The following is a 20,103-nucleotide window of genomic DNA, read 5'->3' on the forward strand; positions in this document are numbered from 1 at the left end:
CGCCATATGCGGGGTGTTTTCTTTTTTGCGGAAATGACAGCGTTTAGAACGAAAGGAAAAATCTTATGGCTTTAAAGTGGACAGCCGGGGCAACAATATGATTATCACGACAGGGCAGGAGTTGAAATAGCGACATGAATGGCGATCTAGAGACGATTTACACGGAACTCCTTCAAATGAAAGAAGAGCTGCAAGCTAAACTGTTTGAATACGCATCATTTCGTTCACCCGCTGAGCATGTCTCAATGAACGAGGTCCAAACGGCCACGCTTCTTTATCACATCAAAGAAGAACTGCAAGATGTGTCTCTCGCTATTGCAAAAGTTGAGCAAGGAACCTTTGGTATATGTGAGGCGACAGGTGATGTCATTCCGCTTGAACAAATGAGTATTCTTCCTACCGCCCGCACGGCTGACGACTTTTTATATCATAAGCAATACGAGAAAAAAGCATTCACTCCTTATCCTCATGAATCAGATGATTCTCATTTTGAAGCCTTCCATATGTAGGGAGGTTTTTGTCTGTCAACTAAAGTTTCTTTACTCCTTCCTGTTTTCTTGATAAAATGCATAAAGATCAAAGTATGAAGATGGAGGAACGTGTGTGTTCTATTACATAATCGCATTCGTGATGATTTGTTTAGATCAATTAACAAAATGGCTCATTGTCAAAAATATGATGCCCGGAGATTCTTATCCAGTGATTGATGGTTTCTTTTATATCACGTCTCACCGAAATTCAGGCGCCGCATGGGGAATTCTCCAAGGACAAATGTGGTTTTTCTATGTGATCACACTCGTTGTTATTGCGGGAATTGTTTATTATTTGCAAAAGCATGGACAAAAGGACAAGCTGCTTGGAGTTGCACTGGCCTTAATGCTTGGCGGAGCGATTGGGAATTTTATCGACCGCGTTTTCCGTCAGGAAGTGGTAGATTTTGCTCATTTCGTCTTTGGGAATTATCACTACCCAATCTTTAATATTGCAGATTCTTCTCTATGTGTAGGAGTTATTCTGCTCTTCATTCAAATGCTGTTAGATGGAAAGAAAACGAAGGAGTCAACTACATGAATCAAGTAAATATTGCCGTTTCAGAGGAACAAACGAGTGAACGGCTTGATAAATTTCTAAGCACGACAGAACCAGAATGGTCAAGAACCCAGGTCCAGCAGTGGGTAAAGGATGGGCTGATCGAGGTAAACGGGAAACAAGTGAAAGCCAATTACAAAGTACAAGCTGGAGATCAGATTAAAGTCGAGATTCCAGAACCAGAAGTACTAGATGTAGAAGCAGAACCAATGGATCTTGATATTTATTATGAGGATGCAGATGTGCTAGTGGTGAATAAACCACGAGGAATGGTCGTTCATCCAGCACCAGGTCACGTGTCAGGAACACTTGTAAATGGCCTGATGGCACATTGCACGGACTTATCAGGGATTAATGGTGTGATGCGTCCTGGAATTGTCCATCGTATTGATAAAGACACATCTGGGCTGTTAATGGTCGCAAAAAACGATATGGCGCATGAATCACTCGTCAATCAGCTTGTGGCTAAAACTGTCACAAGAAAATATACGGCCGTTGTCCATGGCATCATTCAGCATGATACAGGCACAATTGATGCCCCAATTGGCAGAGACAAAAAAGACCGCCAAAGCATGACGGTCACAAAAGAAAGTGCAAAACAAGCAGTCACTCACTTTGATGTGATTGAACGCTTTCAGGATTTCACGGTGGTGGAGTGCCGACTTGAAACAGGAAGAACACACCAAATTCGTGTTCATATGAAATATATCGGCTATCCGCTTGCAGGAGATCCGAAATATGGACCGAGAAAGACAGTCGATTTCAATGGTCAGCTGCTTCATGCAGGTGTTTTAGGATTTGATCATCCAAGAACAGGCGAATATATCGAGTTCACAGCACCAGTTCCTGCTGATATGCAAGCTTTTATCGATTCATTAAGAAATAATGATTGACAGGCCGTTCTTTTTTTGAAATAATGAACGAAGAAATGAAGATTCTTTAAAACAGTCCAGAGAGGCTGAGAAGGATAACGGATCAATTTGTGCACGTGTATGCACAAATGAACGCCCCTCTCTGCCCTTTGCAGAAGGGGCTTTTTATTTGTCAAAAAGAGGTGTAAAAGATGGAACAAAAAGCAGTCATTCTTGATGAACAAGCGATCAGACGAGCGCTTACCCGAATTGCACATGAAATGATTGAGCGCAACAAAGGGATGAAAGATGTCATCCTTGCGGGGATCAAGACTAGAGGTATTCATCTTGCAAAGCGCCTTGCAGAGCGCATCGAGCAAATTGAAGGAAATCCAGTCATAGTGGGTGAACTTGATATTACGCTATACCGTGATGACCTGACAAAAAAGACAGAGAACCAAGACCCGCTTGTGAAGGGTGCAGACATTCCAGCTGACATTAATGACAAAACACTGATTGTCGTTGACGATGTCCTGTTTACAGGCAGAACCGTCAGAGCAGCCATGGATGCCCTTGTGGATGTAGGAAGACCATCTTCCATTCAGCTTGCTGTTCTCGTCGACCGGGGACACCGGGAGCTACCGATTCGAGCGGATTATATCGGGAAGAACATTCCGACATCAAAAGCAGAGACAGTTATGGTTCAACTGAATGAAGTAGATCAAAACGACCTTGTCGCTATATATGAAAAATAACCTTTTTAAATGCATTCCAGAGAGTTTGCAAAGAGGGCAATAACAGAGATACCAAGCACGGCAAACATGACGTGTACGGTTTTTCTAGGCCTCTTTGCGCGTACTCGCAAAGAGGCTTTTTTAATGAAAAAGGACACATCTAGGAGGAAAATCATGAGTCAGCAAAAAGCCAATTTAGGCATTCGAGATATCCCAAAACCGTTCACATGGCTGTCACTTAGCCTTCAGCATTTGTTTGCCATGTTTGGTGCAACCATTCTAGTACCAAAAATCATCGATATGAGTCCAGCGGTCGCGCTCATCTCAAGTGGTGTTGGAACCATAGTTTACTTAATCATCACAAGAGGCCAAATTCCAGCGTATCTTGGATCGTCCTTTGCCTTTATCGCCCCCATACTGAATGTGAAAGCCACAGGCGGCCCTGGAGCCGCCATGGTGGGTGCCTTCATGGCGGGTGTCGCTTATGCACTCATTGCACTATTTATTAAATGGCTCGGCACAGGCTGGCTGATGAAACTTCTACCACCGGTCGTCGTAGGGCCGGTCATTATGGTCATCGGACTCGGACTCGCTGGAACAGCTGTCAACATGGCGATGTATGCTGATCCGAATGCAACCGAGCTTGTTTACAGCCTGAAGCACCTAATGGTCGCCGGCTTCACACTGGCTGTCACGATTATCAGCATGATTTTCCTAAGAGGATTCCTTAGCTTGATCCCAGTATTAATCGGCATTATCAGCGGCTATCTCTTTGCCTTATCACAAGGCATTGTGAACTTCCAGCCGGTCATTGATGCAAAATGGTTTGCTGTACCAGACTTCGTTGTACCATTTGTTGACTACACACCAGCTGTGACTTTAAGCATTCTCACCGTAATGGTGCCGGTTGCCTTTGTGACAATGTCTGAGCACATCGGCCACCAAGTGGTGTTAAGTAAAGTTGTAGGGCAAGATTTCATTAAAAAACCTGGTCTTCACCGCTCCATTTTAGGAGACAGTGCGGCGACAATCTTCGCTTCACTCATTGGCGGACCGCCGACAACAACGTATGGAGAGAATATCGGCGTCCTTGCCATCACAAGAGTGTTCAGTATCTTCGTCATCGGCGGAGCAGCAGTATTTGCAATCTGCTTCGGCTTTGTCGGAAAAATCTCAGCATTAATCAGTACAGTGCCGTCCGCGGTCATGGGAGGCGTTTCATTCTTGCTCTTTGGGATCATTGCCTCAAGCGGCCTGAGAATCCTGATTGATCATAAAGTGAATTTTGAAGAAAAGCGTAATCTCATTATCGCATCAGTCATCTTAGTCATCGGAATTGGCGGGGCATTCATTGAGGTGAAACAAATCAACCTCACACTATCTGGAATGGCACTTGCTGCCATCACGGGTGTCCTGTTGAACCTGATCCTGCCGCAGCAAAAAGCGGAGGATGACGAGTCAAATGAATCGAATACAGAAAACCTTTTAAAAGAAGTCCAGTGAGGCTGACAAGGGTTCTAAAATGAGCAGAATGCACGAACGTGCCGCTGCTTCTTTTGGAGAACCCTAAGCTGCCGAGGCTTAGGGTTTTTTTGAACCTGAAAGTGATGAAAAACTAGAGGGGGAAGAAAAAATGAATGATCTATCGACAATGAGCAGCTTGTCTAAAGAAGAGATTTTACAGCTGATTGAAGAAGCAACAGCTCTCAAAAAGGGGAAGCAAGAACTTGGCTTAGCGGGAGAATTTGTAGCAAACCTCTTCTTTGAACCAAGCACAAGAACACGATTTAGCTTCGAAGTCGCCGAAAAGAAACTGGGGATGAATGTACTAAGCTTAGATGCAGCAAGCACCTCCGTTCAAAAGGGCGAAACCCTTTACGATACGGTAAAAACGCTCGAATCCATCGGTGTGAAAGCATGTGTGATCAGAGACAGCACCGATGAATATTACAATGAGCTGATCGGGAAGGTTAGGATTCCGATCATTAATGCTGGTGATGGCTGCGGACAGCATCCGACCCAATCACTGCTTGACCTGATGACCATCTATGAAGAGTTTGGCGGCTTTGAGGGCTTAACGATTTCGATTCATGGAGACATCAAACATAGCAGGGTGGCAAGGTCAAATGCTGAGGTTCTCTCAAGGCTGGGAGCGACAGTCCTTTTTTCAGGGCCGGCTTCCTTCCAAGATGAGCAAAACCCTCACGGAACGTATGTCCAAGTAGATGAAGCCATTAGACAATCTGATGTGGTGATGCTGCTTAGAATCCAGCATGAACGGCACGCTGAAAAAATGGGCAGTGAAAATTACTTATCGGCTTATGGCTTAACAGTTGACAGGGCAAACAACATGAAAGAACGAGCGATAATTATGCATCCAGCACCTGTAAACAGAGGTGTGGAGATAGATGATTCTTTAGTGGAATCAAAGCAGTCACGAATTTTCAAGCAAATGGAAAATGGCGTTTATGTCCGAATGGCGGTATTAAAAAGAGCTTTTCAAAATAGCAGACTACATCAAAAAGGGAGAGATTCTGTCTATGTCGTATCTCATTAAAAACGGTTTTATCTTAACAAGCACAGGTGAAAAAGTGCAGCAGGATATTAGGGTAGAAGGAAAAGTGATTCAAGCGATTGGTCACTTAGAAAGAGAAGACGGAGAAGAGGTCATTGATGCTAAAGGGCTATTTGTTTCACCAGGCTTAATTGATCTGCATGTACATTTAAGAGAGCCAGGCGGAGAGAAAAAGGAAACGATTGAAACAGGCTCTAAAGCAGCAGCAAGAGGCGGCTATACGACGATTGCAGCGATGCCGAATACACGCCCAGTTCCAGATACAAAAGAGCAAATGGAATGGCTCATGAATCGAATCGAAGAGACCTCTTCTGTCAGAGTACTGCCATACGCCTCCATCACAACTAGACAAATTGGGGAAGAGATGACAGACTTTGCAGCACTAAAAGAAGCAGGCGCCTTCGCTTTCACAGATGACGGGGTTGGCATCCAAACAGCAGGAATGATGTACGAAGCGATGAAAAAGGCAGCAAGTCTTGATCAAGCCATTGTCGCGCACTGTGAGGATAACTCGCTCATTTACGGCGGATGCGTTCATGAAGGAGAATTTTCAAAAGCAAATGAATTAAACGGTATACCGTCCATTTGTGAATCGGTGCATATTGCAAGAGATGTTCTTTTAGCAGAAGCAGCGAACTGTCATTATCATGTATGTCATATCAGTACGAAAGAATCTGTGCGAGTCGTTCGCGATGCAAAAAAAGCAGGCATCCGTGTGACGGCTGAGGTGTCACCACATCACCTGCTCTTATGTGATGCAGACATCCCAGGGCTTGATACGAACTATAAAATGAACCCGCCTCTTAGAGGAAAAGAGGATCGCGAGGCACTAATCGAGGGACTGTTAGATGGAACGATTGATTTCATCGCAACAGACCATGCACCGCATACAGAAGAAGAAAAGAACGAAACGATGCAGCGCGCACCTTTTGGAATAGTCGGGCTTGAAACAGCGTTCCCGCTTCTTTACACGCGATTTGTCAAAACAGGCGAATGGACATTAAAAAAACTCGTTGATTATATGACGATCAAGCCAGCAGAAGCCTTCTCCCTTCCTTATGGAAAGCTGGAAGAAGGACAAACAGCTGATATTACACTCATTGATCTAAACAAAGAAATGGCAATCGATAAAAAGAGCTTCTTATCAAAAGGACAAAATACACCGTTTGACAAATTGACTGTATCAGGATGGCCGGTCATGACACTTGCATCTGGGAAAGTCGTGTATGAAGAGGGGAGACTAGTAAAATGAAGAGACGCTTAGTGCTAGAAAACGGAACAGTATTCGAAGGAACAGGCTTTGGCAGCTTAGAATCATCAGTCGGAGAAGTCGTCTTTAATACAGGGATGACAGGCTATCAAGAAATTTTGTCTGATCCATCATACTGCGGACAAATTGTCACACTCACTTACCCGCTTATCGGCAACTACGGCATTAATCGTGATGATTTTGAATCGATCACACCGTTTGTCAAAGGGCTGATTGTGAAGGAACTTTGTGAAAAGCCCTCAAACTGGCGCTCTGCATACTCGCTCGATGAGTATTTGAAAATGAAAAACATTCCAGGGCTTAGCGGAATCGATACACGAAAGCTGACGAGAATGATTCGAAGTGCAGGCACATTAAGAGGGGCATTTGCAGGACCGGATGAAGAAGTAGAAGACGTGGTGCGCCGCCTTCAAACAATGCAGCTGCCAACAGATCAAGTGAGTCAAGTTTCTGTGAAAAATGCGTATCCAAGCCCGGGAAGAGGAAAAAGAATTGTCCTTGTCGATTTCGGCATGAAGCACGGCATTTTGCGTGAGCTCAATAAACGGGACTGTGATGTCATTGTGGTGCCGTACAATATCACGGCAGATGAAGTACTGCAGTTGAAGCCTGATGGAATCATGCTTTCAAACGGCCCTGGGGATCCTGTGGATGTACCAGAAGCAGTCGAGATGATTCAGCAATTGATTGGAAAAGTTCCACTCTTTGGCATTTGCCTTGGACATCAATTATTCGCGCTTGCATGCGGCGCAAGTACTGAAAAAATGAAATTCGGTCACAGAGGATCGAATCACCCAGTGAAAGAACTAGCAACCGGCAAGGTCACCCTGACAGCTCAAAACCACGGCTACACAGTTAGTGCCATTAACGAGGACGTGCTCGAAGTCACACACATCGCACTAAACGACAATACAATTGAAGGCTTAAAACATAAAGAAGCACCAGCATTCACTGTCCAGTACCACCCAGAAGCATCACCAGGTCCAGAAGATGCGAACTACTTATTCGACCAGTTCATGGACATGATTCATACAACTGAGAAAGAAGGGGAAGAAGTATGCCAAAACGCGTAGACATCAAAAAGATTTTAGTTATCGGTTCAGGTCCAATCATCATTGGTCAGGCAGCGGAGTTTGACTATGCAGGCACACAGGCTTGCTTAGCACTGAAAGAAGAAGGCTATGAAGTCGTTCTTGTGAATTCCAATCCAGCGACCATCATGACAGATACAGAAATGGCCGATAAGGTATACATCGAACCACTGACACCAGAATTCTTAACACGAATCATTCGAAAAGAACGTCCTGATGCGATCTTGCCAACACTTGGCGGACAAACTGGACTTAACCTTGCTGTTGAATTATCAGACCTTGGCGTATTAGCTGAATGTGGTGTTGAAGTATTAGGAACAAAACTTTCAGCTATTCAAAAAGCAGAGGACAGAGATCTATTCCGTAATTTGATGAATGAACTAAATGAGCCTGTACCAGAAAGTGAAATCATCCATAACCTAGAAGAAGCGATGGCGTTTACGAATCAAATTGGTTTCCCTGTCATTGTGAGACCAGCTTATACATTAGGCGGAACAGGCGGCGGAATTTGTACAAACGAGCAAGAGCTGAAGGAAATCGTCGAAAACGGTTTGAAGCTAAGCCCAGTCACACAATGCTTACTTGAAAAAAGTATTGCAGGCTTTAAAGAAATTGAATATGAAGTCATGCGTGATAGCGGTGATCATGCGATCGTTGTTTGTAACATGGAAAACTTTGATCCAGTCGGTATCCACACAGGAGACAGTATCGTTGTGGCGCCAAGCCAAACGTTAAGTGACCGTGAATATCAGCTGCTTCGCAATGTGTCGCTCAAGCTGATCCGGGCACTTGGGATTGAAGGCGGATGTAACGTACAGCTGGCGATTGATCCAGACAGCTTTCAATACTATATCATCGAAGTAAATCCGCGCGTGAGTCGCTCTTCTGCACTTGCGTCGAAAGCAACTGGTTATCCAATTGCCAAACTTGCAGCGAAAATTGCTGTCGGCTTAACGCTTGATGAAATGATGAACCCAGTCACAGGTAAAACCTATGCCGCCTTCGAACCGGCACTCGACTATATTGTGTCTAAAATTCCGCGCTGGCCGTTTGATAAATTCGAATCGGCCAACAGACGTCTTGGTACGCAAATGAAAGCAACGGGTGAAGTGATGGCGATCGGTCGTACATTAGAAGAGTCTCTTCTAAAGGCTGTTCGTTCACTTGAAGCGGATGTGCACCACATTGAATTAAAAGATGAAGCAGATATCACAAACGAAGTGCTTGAAAAGCGGATTATCAAGGCGGGAGACGAACGATTATTCTATATCGCCGAGGCACTTAGAAGAGGCTATACGGTTGAACAAATACATGAGTTCTCAAAAATTGATTACTTCTTCCTTCATAAACTGGAAGGCATCATCGCTTTTGAAAAGACATTAAAAGAAAACAAAGGCAATACAGACGTATTAAAAGAAGCGAAAGAAAAAGGCTTCTCAGACATCTATATTAGCCGCGAGTGGAATATGAATGAAGCGGATGTCTATACGCTAAGACAAGAAGCAAGCATCGTACCTGTTTACAAAATGGTAGATACTTGTGCGGCTGAATTTGAATCCGAGACGCCATATTTCTACAGCACATATGAAGATGAAAATGAATCAGAACGTACAGACAAGAAAAGCGTCATCGTATTAGGCTCAGGTCCTATCAGAATCGGTCAAGGAGTAGAATTTGATTATGCGACCGTTCATTCTGTGTGGGCAATTAAACAAGCAGGGTATGAAGCAATCATTATTAACAACAACCCTGAAACGGTCTCAACAGACTTTAGTATTTCGGACAAGCTCTACTTTGAACCACTCACTGTAGAAGATGTGATGCACATCATCGATCTAGAGCAACCTGAAGGAGTCGTTGTCCAGTTCGGCGGTCAAACAGCAATCAACCTAGCAGATGAATTATCAAATAGAGGGGTGAAGATTCTCGGCACTTCTCTTGAAGACCTAGACCGAGCCGAAAACAGGGACAAGTTTGAACAAACATTAGAAGCACTCGGCGTGCCGCAGCCTAAAGGAAAAACAGCTACTTCTGTGCCTCAAGCTGTAGCGATTGCCAATCAGATCGGCTACCCAGTCCTTGTCCGTCCTTCCTATGTATTAGGCGGTCGTGCGATGGAAATTGTTTATCAAGAAGCCGAGCTTCTTCACTACATGGAGAATGCAGTGAAAGTCAATCCGCAGCACCCAGTCTTAATTGACAAATATTTAACAGGAAAAGAAATCGAAGTAGATGCCGTGTCTGATGGCGAAACTGTCGTGATCCCTGGCATTATGGAACACATTGAAAGAGCCGGGGTTCACTCTGGTGACTCGATTGCGGTTTACCCGCCGCAAACATTGTCTGAAGAGATCAAAGCGAAGATCGCAGAATACACGATCAAGCTTGCAAAAGGACTCAACATTATTGGGCTGCTAAACATTCAATTTGTTCTCTCAAAAGGTGAAGTGTTCGTACTTGAAGTGAATCCGCGTTCAAGCCGGACAGTTCCTTTCTTAAGTAAAATCACGGGCATCCCGATGGCAAACCTAGCGACAAAAGTCATTTTAGGAGAAAAACTCAAAAACTATGGCTACGAAGAAGGACTTCACACAGAGCAAGAAGGGGTGTACGTCAAAGTTCCAGTCTTCTCTTTTGCAAAACTAAGAAGAGTCGATATTACACTCGGACCTGAGATGAAATCGACAGGTGAAGTCATGGGGAAAGATGTCACAATCGAAAAAGCTCTTTACAAAGGATTAATTGCATCAGGCATTCAAATTCCTAAAGATGGGACAGTTCTTCTGACAGTTGCTGATAAGGATAAAGAAGAAGGACTGGAGATTGCGAGAAGATTCCATTCAATCGGCTACCATATTTTAGCGACAGAAGGAACAGCGAATTACTTAAAACAAGCCTCCATCCCATCAAGTGTTGTCGGCAAAATAGGAGAAGAAGGCAAAAACCTTCTCGATGTCATTCGAAACGGGGAAGCCCAATTTGTCATCAACACTCTGACAAAAGGAAAACAGCCGGCAAGAGACGGCTTTAGAATCAGACGTGAAGCTGTTGAAAATGGCGTAGCTTGCTTAACGTCGCTAGATACAGCAGAAGCGATTTTAAGAGTACTAGAAAGCATGACATTTAGAGCGGACGAAATGCCAGAAGTGAAAACGAATGCTGAGGTGACAGTAACGATATGAAAAAAGCATACTTGACGGTCGTCTCAAATCGAGAGATCGCTGATCATATTTACGAAATGACATTAAAAGGTGACCTTGTGGACTCCTTTCAAACGGCTGGACAATTTCTTCATATCAAGGTCAGCGAGTCCATGACACCGTTGCTGAGAAGACCGATCAGTATTGCCAATATTCATGCCGAGAAGCAAGAAGCAACCATCATCTATCGCGCAGAGGGAGAGGGCACAAAGCTTCTTTCCCAAAGGCGGGATGGGGAATCCATCGATGTCTTAGGGCCGCTTGGCAACGGGTACGATCCTTCAGTTGTTCAGCCAGGTCAGACAGCGTTACTAGTCGGTGGTGGAATTGGAGTACCGCCTTTATATGAGCTGTCCAAACGTTTAACGAAAAAAGGCGTCATTGTCAAGCATGTCCTTGGCTTTCAATCGAAAAAGGATGTATTTTACGAGGAGAAATTCCAAGCACTCGGAGATACATTTATCGCAACAGTTGATGGGACATATGGCGCAAAGGGCTTCGTGACAAGTGTCATTGAAGAGAATGATTTGAGCTTTGATGTCATGCTTTCCTGCGGGCCGACCCCTATGTTAAAAGCACTAAAAGACTCTTACCCCGATAAGCCTGTCTACATTTCAATGGAAGAACGAATGGGCTGCGGAATTGGTGCTTGCTTTGCATGTGTCTGTCATACCGATCAGCACGAAAAAGCTTACGTCAAAGTCTGTCTGGACGGACCTGTATTTAAAGCAGAGGAGGTGGCGTTGTCATGCTAAACGTTGAGTTACCCGGCTTATCTTTAAAGAATCCGATTATCCCTGCATCAGGCTGCTTTGGATTCGGGAGAGAATTTGCTTCATTATACGACTTATCCGTGCTTGGCGGTATCATGATCAAAGCCACAACCTTAGAGCCGAGATTTGGCAACCCGACACCAAGGGTAGCGGAGACAGGTGCCGGGATGCTCAATGCTATCGGTCTTCAAAATCCTGGCCTAAAAGGCGTGCTGGAAAATGAATTGCCTTGGCTTGAGCAGTTTGATACGCCTATTATTGCAAACGTCGCTGGCTCACAGGTCGATGATTATGTTGAAGTAGCGAAGCAGATCAGCCAAGCAAAAAATGTCCATGCCCTTGAACTGAATATCTCGTGTCCAAATGTCAAAACAGGCGGAATTGCCTTTGGTACAGATCCTCAAATGGCAGCAGCATTGACAAAAGCGGTGAAGGACGTGTCCTCCGTTCCTGTCTATGTCAAACTGTCTCCTAACGTAGCTAATATTGTGGAGATTGCTCAAGCGATTGAATGTGCTGGAGCGGATGGACTCACGATGATTAACACGTTAATCGGTATGCGTTTAGATTTAAAAACAGGGAAACCGATTCTTGCCAATAAAACAGGCGGATTATCAGGCCCTGCTGTCAAACCTGTCGCTGTGCGCATGGTACATGAGGTCAGTCAAGCGGTTTCTATCCCGATTATCGGAATGGGCGGAGTGCAAAACGCTGAAGATGTACTTGAATTTTTACTAGCAGGTGCGAGTGCAGTAGCTGTTGGCACAGCCAATTTTGTAAACCCATTTATTTGCCCAGAAATCATAGAAGAACTGCCAAATGTATTAGCAGCCTATGGGTATTCATCTGTAGAGGAATGTATCGGAAGGAGCTGGAAATATGAAGCACTTGCCCATCATCGCGCTTGATTTTCCATCAGGGCAGGAGGCGCTTGCCTTTTTAGAACCCTTTGAAGGGACACCATTATTTGTGAAGGTCGGCATGGAGCTGTTTTACCAAGAAGGACCTGCCATCCTTGACGCACTTAAAGAAAAAAATTGCCACATTTTCCTCGACCTCAAATTACATGACATTCCAACAACGGTGCAAAAAGCAATGAACCGGCTTGCCGCACTTGGCGTTGATCTAGTCAATGTACATGCTGCTGGCGGGAAACAGATGATGCAAGCTGCGTTAGAAGGGCTTGAAAACGGAACGCCTGCTGGGCAAAAACGTCCGGGCATTATTGCAGTGACTCAGCTGACGAGTACATCTGAAGACATGATGAGAAGCGAATTACTCATAGACCGTCCGCTGCAAGAGACTGTCATCCGGTACGGTCAATTGGCACATGAAAGTGGACTAGACGGTGTTGTTTGCTCTGCTCATGAATCCAAAGCTCTTCATGAGCACATCTCACCTGACTTCCTCACTGTTACGCCAGGGATTCGTTTACTAAATGATCAAACCGATGATCAAAAGCGTGTGGCAACCCCTGCTTATGCAAAAGAGCAGGGTGTTTCACAGATTGTTGTCGGAAGGTCAATCACAAAAGCTGAAAAACCATTGGAAGCCTATCATCAAATTTTGAAAGAGTGGGAGTGACTGCAAGATGAAAACAAAAATCGCTAAACACCTATTACAAATCAAAGCGGTCTCATTGAAACCAGACGAACCGTTTACATGGGCAAGCGGTATCAAATCACCGATCTATTGTGACAACCGTCTCACCTTGTCCTATCCAGAAGTTAGACACGACATTGCTGAAGGTCTTAAAGAGTTGATTCTCACTCATTTTGAGGGAGCGGAGGTGATTGCTGGTACTGCAACAGCAGGCATCCCGCATGCGGCATTAGCAGCAGATCGTCTAAACGTCCCGATGTGTTATGTCAGAAGTAAGCCAAAAGCACATGGAAAAGGAAATCAAATTGAAGGTGCCGTATCAAAGGGCCAAAAGGTGGTCGTCGTAGAAGATCTGATTTCAACAGGAGGCAGTGTGCTTGAAGTGGTCGCTGCTCTTCAAGAAGCGGGCTGTGACGTACTAGGCGTTGCCGCGATCTTCACATACGGTCTGCCAAAAGCTGCGGCAGCATTCCAAGAGAAAAACATTCCATATGTCACCCTAACAGACTATGACACCCTGACAGACGTGGCACTTGAGCTGAAAGCGATTGAGCCTTCTGCTATGAATAAATTGAAACGCTGGAGACAAGATCCTTCCTCTGAATCTTGGATGGAAGAAACCGTCTAAATAGCTTCGTGTAGACAAACCCTCGCATTCTTTGTCAGGACTGCAAAGGTTTTCTATCACGCTGAATACAATATGAAGCTGCGCATACCCGCACAGCTTTTTTATTTGGTTAAAAATAGTAAAATAGACTCAAATTTAAATAAAAACTAATCCTATCAATAAAGTCGGGTTGACTTTTGTTTGAATTGTGTTAATATTTAAGACAAATTAAAACACTTATCCAGAGAGGTGGAGGGACTGGCCCGATGAAGCCCGGCAACCTGCGATTTGCAAGGTGCTACTTCCTGCAAAATGATTCTATTTTGAAAGATAAGGAAATCGTGAGCTTCCTCATCTTTCTTTCGGACTGAAAGGAAGTTTTTTTATTTTAACGGTGAGGGGGAAGTGAAGCAAAAGCAGGATGAAGACTTAATTGAAGCCTATGCAGAAACTGATTGGGGATATGAATTCAGTTTAGTTACACTGATTGTTCAGGACGGTCAAGTGATCCAAGTGGAAGAAGACAGAAAAAATTCAGTTGACGTAGTGCGGAGAGTAGTGATACTCCGGAAGGGGAGAAACAATGTTAACTTATGAAAATTGGCAAGAGCCGTCCATTACATTTCAAGAAGATGATTTGTATAAAGGGGCCTTATCTGTGCTGAAATGGGCATACGGTCATTATGGTGATCAGCTCGTTTATGCATGCAGTTTTGGTATTGAAGGCATCGTCCTCATTGATTTGATTGCGAAGGTAAAAAAGGATGCAAGAATTGTCTTTTTAGATACAGGTCTGCATTTTAAGGAAACGTACGACACAATTGATGCGGTAAAGGAAAGATACCCGGGTTTAGATATTGTGCTGAAAACCCCTGAGCTGACGGTTGAGGAGCAAAACGAGCAGCATGGTGATCAACTATGGAAAACAGATCCTCAAAGCTGCTGTCATATGCGTAAGGTCATTCCTTTGCAAGAAGCGCTATCTGGCTATCCGGCATGGCTTTCTGGCTTAAGGAGAGAGCAGTCTCCTAAGCGAGCAGGGACGAACTTTTTAAATAAGGATGAAAAATTCAAATCAGTGAAAGTATGTCCGCTTATCCACTGGACGTGGAAGGACATATGGAGATATGCATCTAGAGAGGAACTTACTTATAATCCGCTACATGATCAGGGATATCCAAGTATCGGGTGTGCCCCGTGTACACAGCCAGCATTTACTGCCGAGGATCTGCGGTCTGGCAGATGGTCAGGCACAGCTAAGACTGAGTGCGGATTACATGAGTAAGGGAGCATAGTGTATGGAAATTGCCGCAATTTTATTTAGTTTATTTTTCGCTCTAAACATTGGCGCGAGTGGTGCAGCAGCTTCGATGGGTATCGCGTACGGATCAGGTGCGATTCGAAAGCCGATCTATGCACTCAGTGTATGTGCAGTTGGGATTTTAGCAGGTTCAGTTATTGGCGGTGGTGAGGTTGTCAAAACGATTAGCTCTGGAATTATGCCTGAATCCGTCATTACACTTGAAATTGTTTGTATTATTATTGGTTCTGCTGCATTATCACTCTTTATAGCGAATCTGATGGCCATCCCTTTATCAACGAGTGAGGTGACAGTAGGAGCTGTAGTTGGTGTCGCGGTCGCATATAAAGTATTGTATGTGAAATCCATTTTAGTCATTGTGGCATTTTGGGTTATCATTCCGCTTGTCGCCTTTCTTTTTACCTTTGTTGTAGTCAAAATCATCAGAATGTTCCCTAAACGTAAGCTGTCTAAAAAAGGAACAGTCATTTTATCCATTGTTTTAATCCTTAGTGGGTTTTTAGAAGCATTTTCAGCAGGTATGAACAATGTGGCAAATGCAGTCGGTCCACTTGTTGCCGCGGGCGTTTTGTCAGTTGGGCAAGGAACACTTTACGGCGGAATCTTCGTCGCCATTGGAGCCCTCTTGCTTGGCAGAAGAGTACTAGAAACAAATGGAAAGAAGATTACCCGCTATCAAACGGGCGAAGGGATATTGCTTTCCGGTACCGGTGCTGGACTTGTCATCGTCAGCTCTATTTTTGGGCTGCCAGTTCCACTTACCCAAATCACCTCCTCGTCTATCATTGGACTTGGCATGGCAAAAGGTGGACCTAATATTTTTCATAAACATGTGGTGAAAAAAATGCTGAAAGTGTGGGTAGTATCACCCTTTTTATCACTTAGTCTATCGTATTTGCTGGTGAGTCTTTTCTTAAAAGGGGACTATTACTCTATCTTTATCATGATGAGTGTACTGCTTGCCTCACTTGGTGCGCTAAGTCTGATGAAGGCAGTCAAAAATGAAAGCAGCTCGATTCATGAACAGGGCGGCGGGATTTAACGACAAATCCGACTATTTACATCTAATAAATATGAACATTGAGAGGAAGATGAACAAATGAGTTTAACACCACATGGTGGCGTATTAATTAATCGAGTAAATGAAGAGTATGACCTCAGCACGGCTGCAAAGGAAATTGAACTAGATGCTATCTCTTTTGCAGACCTTGAGCTCATAGCAATTGGCGGGTATAGTCCAATTGAAGGGTTTTTAACAAAAGCTGATTATGAAGCGGTTGTGAGCAGTATGCGGCTAGCAAGTGGTGTCGTTTGGTCTCTTCCTATTACACTGCCAGTGACAAAGGAAAAGGCAGCGGAAATCCATCGAGGCGAGATTGTGCGTCTATCGTATAATGGAACTGTATATGGCGTGATTGAAGTAGAGGATCAATACACACCAGATAAGGAAAAAGAAGCGGTGAATGTGTATAAAACTGATGACCGCAATCATCCAGGCGTGAAAAAATTATTTGAACGCGGTGATACGTACATTGGTGGTAAAATTACACTGACGAAACGAAGCGAAAAACCATTCCCTCAATTTACGTATGAGCCGGAAGAAACAAGACGTCATTTTAAAGAGAACGGCTGGAAAACGATTGTTGGTTTCCAAACGAGAAACCCTGTTCACCGTGCCCATGAATATATTCAAAAGACAGCACTTGAAACCGTCGATGGTTTGTTTTTAAATCCACTTGTCGGTGAAACAAAATCAGACGATATTCCGGCAGACGTGAGAATGAAAAGCTATCAAGTGTTATTGAACGGTTATTACCCAAAGGATCGCGTCTTTTTAGGTGTTTTTCCTGCGGCAATGCGTTATGCTGGACCAAAGGAAGCAATCTTTCACGCGCTTGTTCGTAAAAATTACGGCTGTACTCACTTTATTGTGGGAAGAGATCATGCAGGTGTTGGTGATTATTACGGCACATACGAGGCGCAGGAGTTATTTGAACAATTTACAAGCGAAGAAATTGGCATTACCCCGTTAAAATTTGAACATAGCTTCTACTGTAATACATGTGAAGCAATGGCAACACCAAAAACATGTCCTCACGATAAAAGCGAGCATGTCATTCTTTCAGGTACAAAGGTTCGAACGATGCTGAGAAACGGAGAATTACCGCCAAGCACGTTCAGCCGAAAAGAAGTCATTGAAACATTAATCGAAGGATTAAAAACGACGGTATCTTAATGGGAGGGTATGACATGAGCAACGAACATATCGTGTGGCATGATTCATCTATTACAAAAAAAGAATATCAACAGAAAAACAATCATAAAAGCGGCATTATTTGGCTCACAGGTCTAAGTGGATCAGGTAAATCTACAATTGCAAATGCAGCGGCTAGAGAGCTGTTTGAACAAGGTTATCAAGTCACTGTTCTTGATGGCGATAATGTGCGGCATGGTCTGAATAAAGATTTAGGGTTTTCAGATGATGACAGAAAAGAGAACATCCGACGTATCGGAGAAGTGGCGAAATTATTTGTTGAGCAAGGAACGATTGTCATCACGGCTTTTATTTCTCCATTTCAAGAAGACCGCCGCATTGTCAGACAGTTAGTTGAAGCGGGAGAATTTCACGAAGTGTTTGTGAAATGTGATCTGAACGTATGCGAAGAGCGTGACCCAAAGGGGTTATATAAAAAAGCTAGAAATGGCGAAATTCCATTTTTTACCGGGATTGATTCGCCGTATGAAGAGCCAGCTGCACCTGAGCTTGTTCTAGATACAGGTGAATTATCGCGTGAAGAGTCCAAACAGCGTCTTGTTGATTATGTAAAGGGAAAAGCGAAATAATCGCCTGATGGCAGGGGGAGAAAAGCACGATGGGGAAAGTATACATTGTGGGGGCTGGACCTGGGGATCCAGACTTAATTACATTAAAAGCCCTTAAGGCAATACAGCAGGCAGATGTCATTTTATATGATCGTCTTGTCAATCAAGAAATACTCGCCCACGCCAAACCCGAGGCGGAATTAATCTATTGCGGCAAGCTCCCGAATCATCATACGATGAGACAGGAAGCCATCAATGAAGCCCTTGTGACCCATGCAAAGGAAGGGAATGTTGTCGTCCGTCTGAAAGGCGGCGACCCCTTTGTATTTGGCCGCGGCGGTGAAGAAATCGAATGCTTAGCTGAGCACGGAATTCCATATGAAGTTGTCCCGGGGATTACCTCTGGTATTGCAGCAGCTGCTTATGCAGGCATTCCCGTGACGCACCGTGAATTCAGCTCGAATGTTGCGTTTGTCACGGGTCACTATCAAAAGGATGAGCATTTTGAAGAAAAGTGGGAGGCACTGGCTACAGGGATTGATACCCTTGTGATTTACATGGGCGTCAAAAACGTAGAAAGAGTGCAGCAGCTTCTTATAAAAAATGGACGTGATCCAGAAACGCCAGCAGCGTTTATACACTGGGGAACCACGACAAGGCAAAAGACGACTTGCTGCACTGTTAAGACACTGTCTGAAACCGTTGAAAAAGAAGGCATCGAGCATCCAAGCTTAATAGTTGTTGGAGATGTCGTTCATTTTCACCAAAAGCTGAACTGGTTTGAACCTGCCCTTATTGAGAAATGAGATTGATAAAGACAAGACACGTACATTGATCGTGTCTTTTCGTCTGAATAATACAAGTGAGAGGGAGGAGCCGCATGAAACAAGCTGTACTTTATGTTGGGCATGGAAGCAGGGTAAAAGAAGCACAAGATAAAGCCATTTCTTTTATGAAAAGCTGTATGCCATTAGTAGAAGCCGATATACAAGAAATTTGTTTTTTAGAACTAACAGCCCCTTCTATAGAGGAAGGCTTTGAAGCCTGTGTGAAAAAAGGAGCTACACACATTGCGATCGTCCCGCTCCTCCTTTTAACTGCTATGCATGCTAAATCGGATATTCCAGTTGAGATTGAGAAAGTTCAAAAACGATACCCGCAAGTGAAGGTCACATACGGGAAACCAATTGGGGTCAATCAAGAAGTGACAAAAGCAGTTGCTGCAAGAATTGAAGAAGCAGGATATCAAGGCGGGGAAGCACGTATTCTTTTAATTGGCCGCGGAAGCTCTGATCCAGATGTGAAGCGAGATGTGTTTGGCATTGCGGACGATGTCCGGCGCCTGCTTTCTTTTGCTGAGGTCTTGCCATGTTTTATTACAGCATGTGAGCCAAATTACCGAGATGTTCTTGCGCAATTAACAGCAGATGATGATGCGCCTGTTTATCTCGTTCCTTACTTGTTGTTTACGGGTATTTTAATGAAAGAGATTGAAAGCGAAGCGGCTCAGGCGAGAGAGAGGCTGAAAGCTGTCCGGGTATGCCGGTATATTGGCTTTCATCCGCATGTAAAAGCAGCTTATATTGAACGCGTGCAAGAAACCATTTTAAACAAAGACGATGTGTTTCATTTCCAAGGAGAAAGCCATGCTTCCAGTCCATCTTGATTTAACCAATCAACAAGTGCTCATCGCCGGCGGTGGAAAAATAGCCGCAAGAAGGGCAGAGGTGCTATGCATAGAGCCTTGCCATATCACCATCGTGAGTCCTGATATTTCTAAAGAGATGGCGCGTCTCATTGATACATACAACCTGAATTGGAAAGAAAAGAAAGTGGAAGCTCAAGATGTAGAGGATGCTTTTTTCATTGTCGCTGCTACAAATGATCCGGCAGTAAATGAATGGATTGCACAAACAGCACGGCCTCACCAGCTTGTGAATTGTGTGAGCCAATCAGAGCTTGGCAATGTGATCGTGCCAAAGGTGGTCAAAGCAGGGAAAGTGACGATTTCAGTCTCTACAAGCGGTGCAAGCCCAGCCCGGACAAAACAGCTGGCTGCGGAAATTGAGACATTGCTTGAACAAGAGGATGTAGATGCACTTGATGCTCTCTATATCGAAAGAAAAAAACAACAAAGAAAAAGCCGATAAAATCTCTTGAAAGGATT

21 protein-coding genes and 1 riboswitch are annotated in these 20,103 nt (G+C 44.2%); all 21 genes read left to right on the plus strand.

Annotated features, from left to right (window positions below; genetic code table 11):
• The first annotated feature begins 134 nt into the window (after positions 1–134).
• The 21 genes from NSS78_RS07495 (at position 135) to NSS78_RS07595 (ending at position 20,086) form a co-directional block, all read left to right on the plus strand.
• Positions 135–509 (plus strand): TraR/DksA family transcriptional regulator, encoded by a 375-nt coding sequence (locus NSS78_RS07495; RefSeq protein ID WP_342468324.1) that lies wholly within the window; start codon positions 135–137, stop codon positions 507–509.
• 94 nt (positions 510–603) lie between these two features.
• Positions 604–1,071 (plus strand): signal peptidase II, encoded by a 468-nt coding sequence (lspA, locus tag NSS78_RS07500; protein ID WP_003212011.1) that lies wholly within the window; start codon positions 604–606, stop codon positions 1,069–1,071.
• Positions 1,068–1,982 carry an RluA family pseudouridine synthase gene (locus NSS78_RS07505; RefSeq protein WP_050945085.1) on the plus strand — a complete coding sequence of 305 codons (915 nt, stop codon included), beginning with the start codon at positions 1,068–1,070 and terminating at the stop codon, positions 1,980–1,982. The genes lspA and NSS78_RS07505 overlap by 4 nt, the downstream gene beginning before the upstream one ends.
• 170 nt (positions 1,983–2,152) lie before the next feature.
• The gene (gene pyrR / locus NSS78_RS07510) at positions 2,153–2,695 is read left to right on the plus strand and encodes a bifunctional pyr operon transcriptional regulator/uracil phosphoribosyltransferase PyrR (RefSeq protein ID WP_003211705.1); all 543 of its coding nucleotides are present in this window, start codon (positions 2,153–2,155) and stop codon (positions 2,693–2,695) included.
• A gap of 153 nt (positions 2,696–2,848) precedes the next feature.
• Entirely contained in the window at positions 2,849–4,177 is a 1,329-nt protein-coding gene (locus NSS78_RS07515) for a solute carrier family 23 protein (protein ID WP_050945084.1), read from the plus strand.
• A 130-nt stretch (positions 4,178–4,307) separates the two neighbouring features.
• The gene (locus NSS78_RS07520) at positions 4,308–5,231 is read left to right on the plus strand and encodes an aspartate carbamoyltransferase catalytic subunit (protein ID WP_212045845.1); all 924 of its coding nucleotides are present in this window, start codon (positions 4,308–4,310) and stop codon (positions 5,229–5,231) included.
• A complete protein-coding gene (locus tag NSS78_RS07525; protein WP_106033181.1) occupies positions 5,215–6,501 on the plus strand; it encodes a dihydroorotase in 1,287 nt (428 codons plus the stop codon). The genes NSS78_RS07520 and NSS78_RS07525 overlap by 17 nt, the downstream gene beginning before the upstream one ends.
• Positions 6,498–7,592: a carbamoyl phosphate synthase small subunit gene (locus NSS78_RS07530; protein WP_212045846.1), complete on the plus strand. Its 1,095-nt coding sequence runs from the start codon at positions 6,498–6,500 to the stop codon at positions 7,590–7,592. The genes NSS78_RS07525 and NSS78_RS07530 overlap by 4 nt, the downstream gene beginning before the upstream one ends.
• Entirely contained in the window at positions 7,577–10,792 is a 3,216-nt protein-coding gene (gene carB / locus NSS78_RS07535; RefSeq protein WP_050945080.1) for a carbamoyl-phosphate synthase (glutamine-hydrolyzing) large subunit, read from the plus strand. Before NSS78_RS07530 ends, carB begins: the two co-directional genes overlap by 16 nt.
• Positions 10,789–11,565 (plus strand): dihydroorotate dehydrogenase electron transfer subunit, encoded by a 777-nt coding sequence (locus NSS78_RS07540; RefSeq protein WP_003211895.1) that lies wholly within the window; start codon positions 10,789–10,791, stop codon positions 11,563–11,565. Before carB ends, NSS78_RS07540 begins: the two co-directional genes overlap by 4 nt.
• A complete protein-coding gene (locus NSS78_RS07545; protein WP_050945079.1) occupies positions 11,559–12,491 on the plus strand; it encodes a dihydroorotate dehydrogenase in 933 nt (310 codons plus the stop codon). Before NSS78_RS07540 ends, NSS78_RS07545 begins: the two co-directional genes overlap by 7 nt.
• The gene (gene pyrF, locus NSS78_RS07550; RefSeq protein WP_212045847.1) at positions 12,463–13,167 is read left to right on the plus strand and encodes an orotidine-5'-phosphate decarboxylase; all 705 of its coding nucleotides are present in this window, start codon (positions 12,463–12,465) and stop codon (positions 13,165–13,167) included. The genes NSS78_RS07545 and pyrF overlap by 29 nt, the downstream gene beginning before the upstream one ends.
• Positions 13,168–13,174: 7 nt before the next feature.
• Positions 13,175–13,813, plus strand: a complete 639-nt coding sequence (gene pyrE / locus NSS78_RS07555; RefSeq protein ID WP_044141967.1) for an orotate phosphoribosyltransferase — start codon at positions 13,175–13,177, stop codon at positions 13,811–13,813.
• A 213-nt stretch (positions 13,814–14,026) separates the two neighbouring features.
• Positions 14,027–14,129, plus strand: a riboswitch (SAM riboswitch).
• A 68-nt stretch (positions 14,130–14,197) separates the two neighbouring features.
• On the plus strand, positions 14,198–14,389 hold the full coding sequence (locus NSS78_RS07560) for a DUF2292 domain-containing protein (protein WP_003211143.1): 192 nt from the start codon (positions 14,198–14,200) through the stop codon (positions 14,387–14,389).
• Positions 14,376–15,077 carry a phosphoadenylyl-sulfate reductase gene (locus NSS78_RS07565; RefSeq protein ID WP_003211029.1) on the plus strand — a complete coding sequence of 234 codons (702 nt, stop codon included), beginning with the start codon at positions 14,376–14,378 and terminating at the stop codon, positions 15,075–15,077. Before NSS78_RS07560 ends, NSS78_RS07565 begins: the two co-directional genes overlap by 14 nt.
• A 13-nt stretch (positions 15,078–15,090) precedes the next feature.
• A complete protein-coding gene (locus tag NSS78_RS07570) occupies positions 15,091–16,155 on the plus strand; it encodes an inorganic phosphate transporter (RefSeq protein ID WP_003211192.1) in 1,065 nt (354 codons plus the stop codon).
• 57 nt (positions 16,156–16,212) lie between these two features.
• A complete protein-coding gene (gene sat, locus NSS78_RS07575) occupies positions 16,213–17,349 on the plus strand; it encodes a sulfate adenylyltransferase (protein WP_050945075.1) in 1,137 nt (378 codons plus the stop codon).
• Between the two features lie 14 nt (positions 17,350–17,363).
• Positions 17,364–17,957 carry an adenylyl-sulfate kinase gene (gene cysC, locus NSS78_RS07580; RefSeq protein ID WP_003212173.1) on the plus strand — a complete coding sequence of 198 codons (594 nt, stop codon included), beginning with the start codon at positions 17,364–17,366 and terminating at the stop codon, positions 17,955–17,957.
• Between the two features lie 29 nt (positions 17,958–17,986).
• Positions 17,987–18,742, plus strand: coding sequence for a uroporphyrinogen-III C-methyltransferase (gene cobA / locus NSS78_RS07585; RefSeq protein ID WP_327840649.1), 756 nt, complete (start codon positions 17,987–17,989; stop codon positions 18,740–18,742).
• Between the two features lie 74 nt (positions 18,743–18,816).
• Positions 18,817–19,602 (plus strand): sirohydrochlorin chelatase, encoded by a 786-nt coding sequence (locus NSS78_RS07590; protein ID WP_327840651.1) that lies wholly within the window; start codon positions 18,817–18,819, stop codon positions 19,600–19,602.
• Positions 19,583–20,086, plus strand: coding sequence for an NAD(P)-dependent oxidoreductase (locus tag NSS78_RS07595; protein ID WP_212045850.1), 504 nt, complete (start codon positions 19,583–19,585; stop codon positions 20,084–20,086). The genes NSS78_RS07590 and NSS78_RS07595 overlap by 20 nt, the downstream gene beginning before the upstream one ends.
• Positions 20,087–20,103: the final 17 nt, after the last annotated feature.

Origin of the sequence: Bacillus sp. FSL W8-0920 (assembly GCF_038593215.1) — a bacterium.
Lineage (GTDB): Bacteria > Bacillota > Bacilli > Bacillales > Bacillaceae > Bacillus > Bacillus pumilus.

Bases quoted from the DNA above. Each gene is read 5' to 3' on its own strand.
- NSS78_RS07495 (WP_342468324.1), top strand. From the start codon at position 135: ATGAATGGCGATCTAGAGACGATTTACACGGAACTCCTTCAAATGAAA.
- NSS78_RS07505 (WP_050945085.1), top strand. From the start codon at position 1,068: ATGAATCAAGTAAATATTGCCGTTTCAGAGGAACAAACGAGTGAACGG.
- pyrR (WP_003211705.1), top strand. From the start codon at position 2,153: ATGGAACAAAAAGCAGTCATTCTTGATGAACAAGCGATCAGACGAGCG.
- NSS78_RS07515 (WP_050945084.1), top strand. From the start codon at position 2,849: ATGAGTCAGCAAAAAGCCAATTTAGGCATTCGAGATATCCCAAAACCG.
- NSS78_RS07520 (WP_212045845.1), top strand. From the start codon at position 4,308: ATGAATGATCTATCGACAATGAGCAGCTTGTCTAAAGAAGAGATTTTA.
- NSS78_RS07525 (WP_106033181.1), top strand. From the start codon at position 5,215: ATGTCGTATCTCATTAAAAACGGTTTTATCTTAACAAGCACAGGTGAA.
- NSS78_RS07530 (WP_212045846.1), top strand. From the start codon at position 6,498: ATGAAGAGACGCTTAGTGCTAGAAAACGGAACAGTATTCGAAGGAACA.
- carB (WP_050945080.1), top strand. From the start codon at position 7,577: ATGCCAAAACGCGTAGACATCAAAAAGATTTTAGTTATCGGTTCAGGT.
- NSS78_RS07540 (WP_003211895.1), top strand. From the start codon at position 10,789: ATGAAAAAAGCATACTTGACGGTCGTCTCAAATCGAGAGATCGCTGAT.
- NSS78_RS07545 (WP_050945079.1), top strand. From the start codon at position 11,559: ATGCTAAACGTTGAGTTACCCGGCTTATCTTTAAAGAATCCGATTATC.
- pyrF (WP_212045847.1), top strand. From the start codon at position 12,463: ATGAAGCACTTGCCCATCATCGCGCTTGATTTTCCATCAGGGCAGGAG.
- pyrE (WP_044141967.1), top strand. From the start codon at position 13,175: ATGAAAACAAAAATCGCTAAACACCTATTACAAATCAAAGCGGTCTCA.
- NSS78_RS07565 (WP_003211029.1), top strand. From the start codon at position 14,376: ATGTTAACTTATGAAAATTGGCAAGAGCCGTCCATTACATTTCAAGAA.
- NSS78_RS07570 (WP_003211192.1), top strand. From the start codon at position 15,091: ATGGAAATTGCCGCAATTTTATTTAGTTTATTTTTCGCTCTAAACATT.
- sat (WP_050945075.1), top strand. From the start codon at position 16,213: ATGAGTTTAACACCACATGGTGGCGTATTAATTAATCGAGTAAATGAA.
- cysC (WP_003212173.1), top strand. From the start codon at position 17,364: ATGAGCAACGAACATATCGTGTGGCATGATTCATCTATTACAAAAAAA.
- cobA (WP_327840649.1), top strand. From the start codon at position 17,987: ATGGGGAAAGTATACATTGTGGGGGCTGGACCTGGGGATCCAGACTTA.
- NSS78_RS07590 (WP_327840651.1), top strand. From the start codon at position 18,817: ATGAAACAAGCTGTACTTTATGTTGGGCATGGAAGCAGGGTAAAAGAA.
- NSS78_RS07595 (WP_212045850.1), top strand. From the start codon at position 19,583: ATGCTTCCAGTCCATCTTGATTTAACCAATCAACAAGTGCTCATCGCC.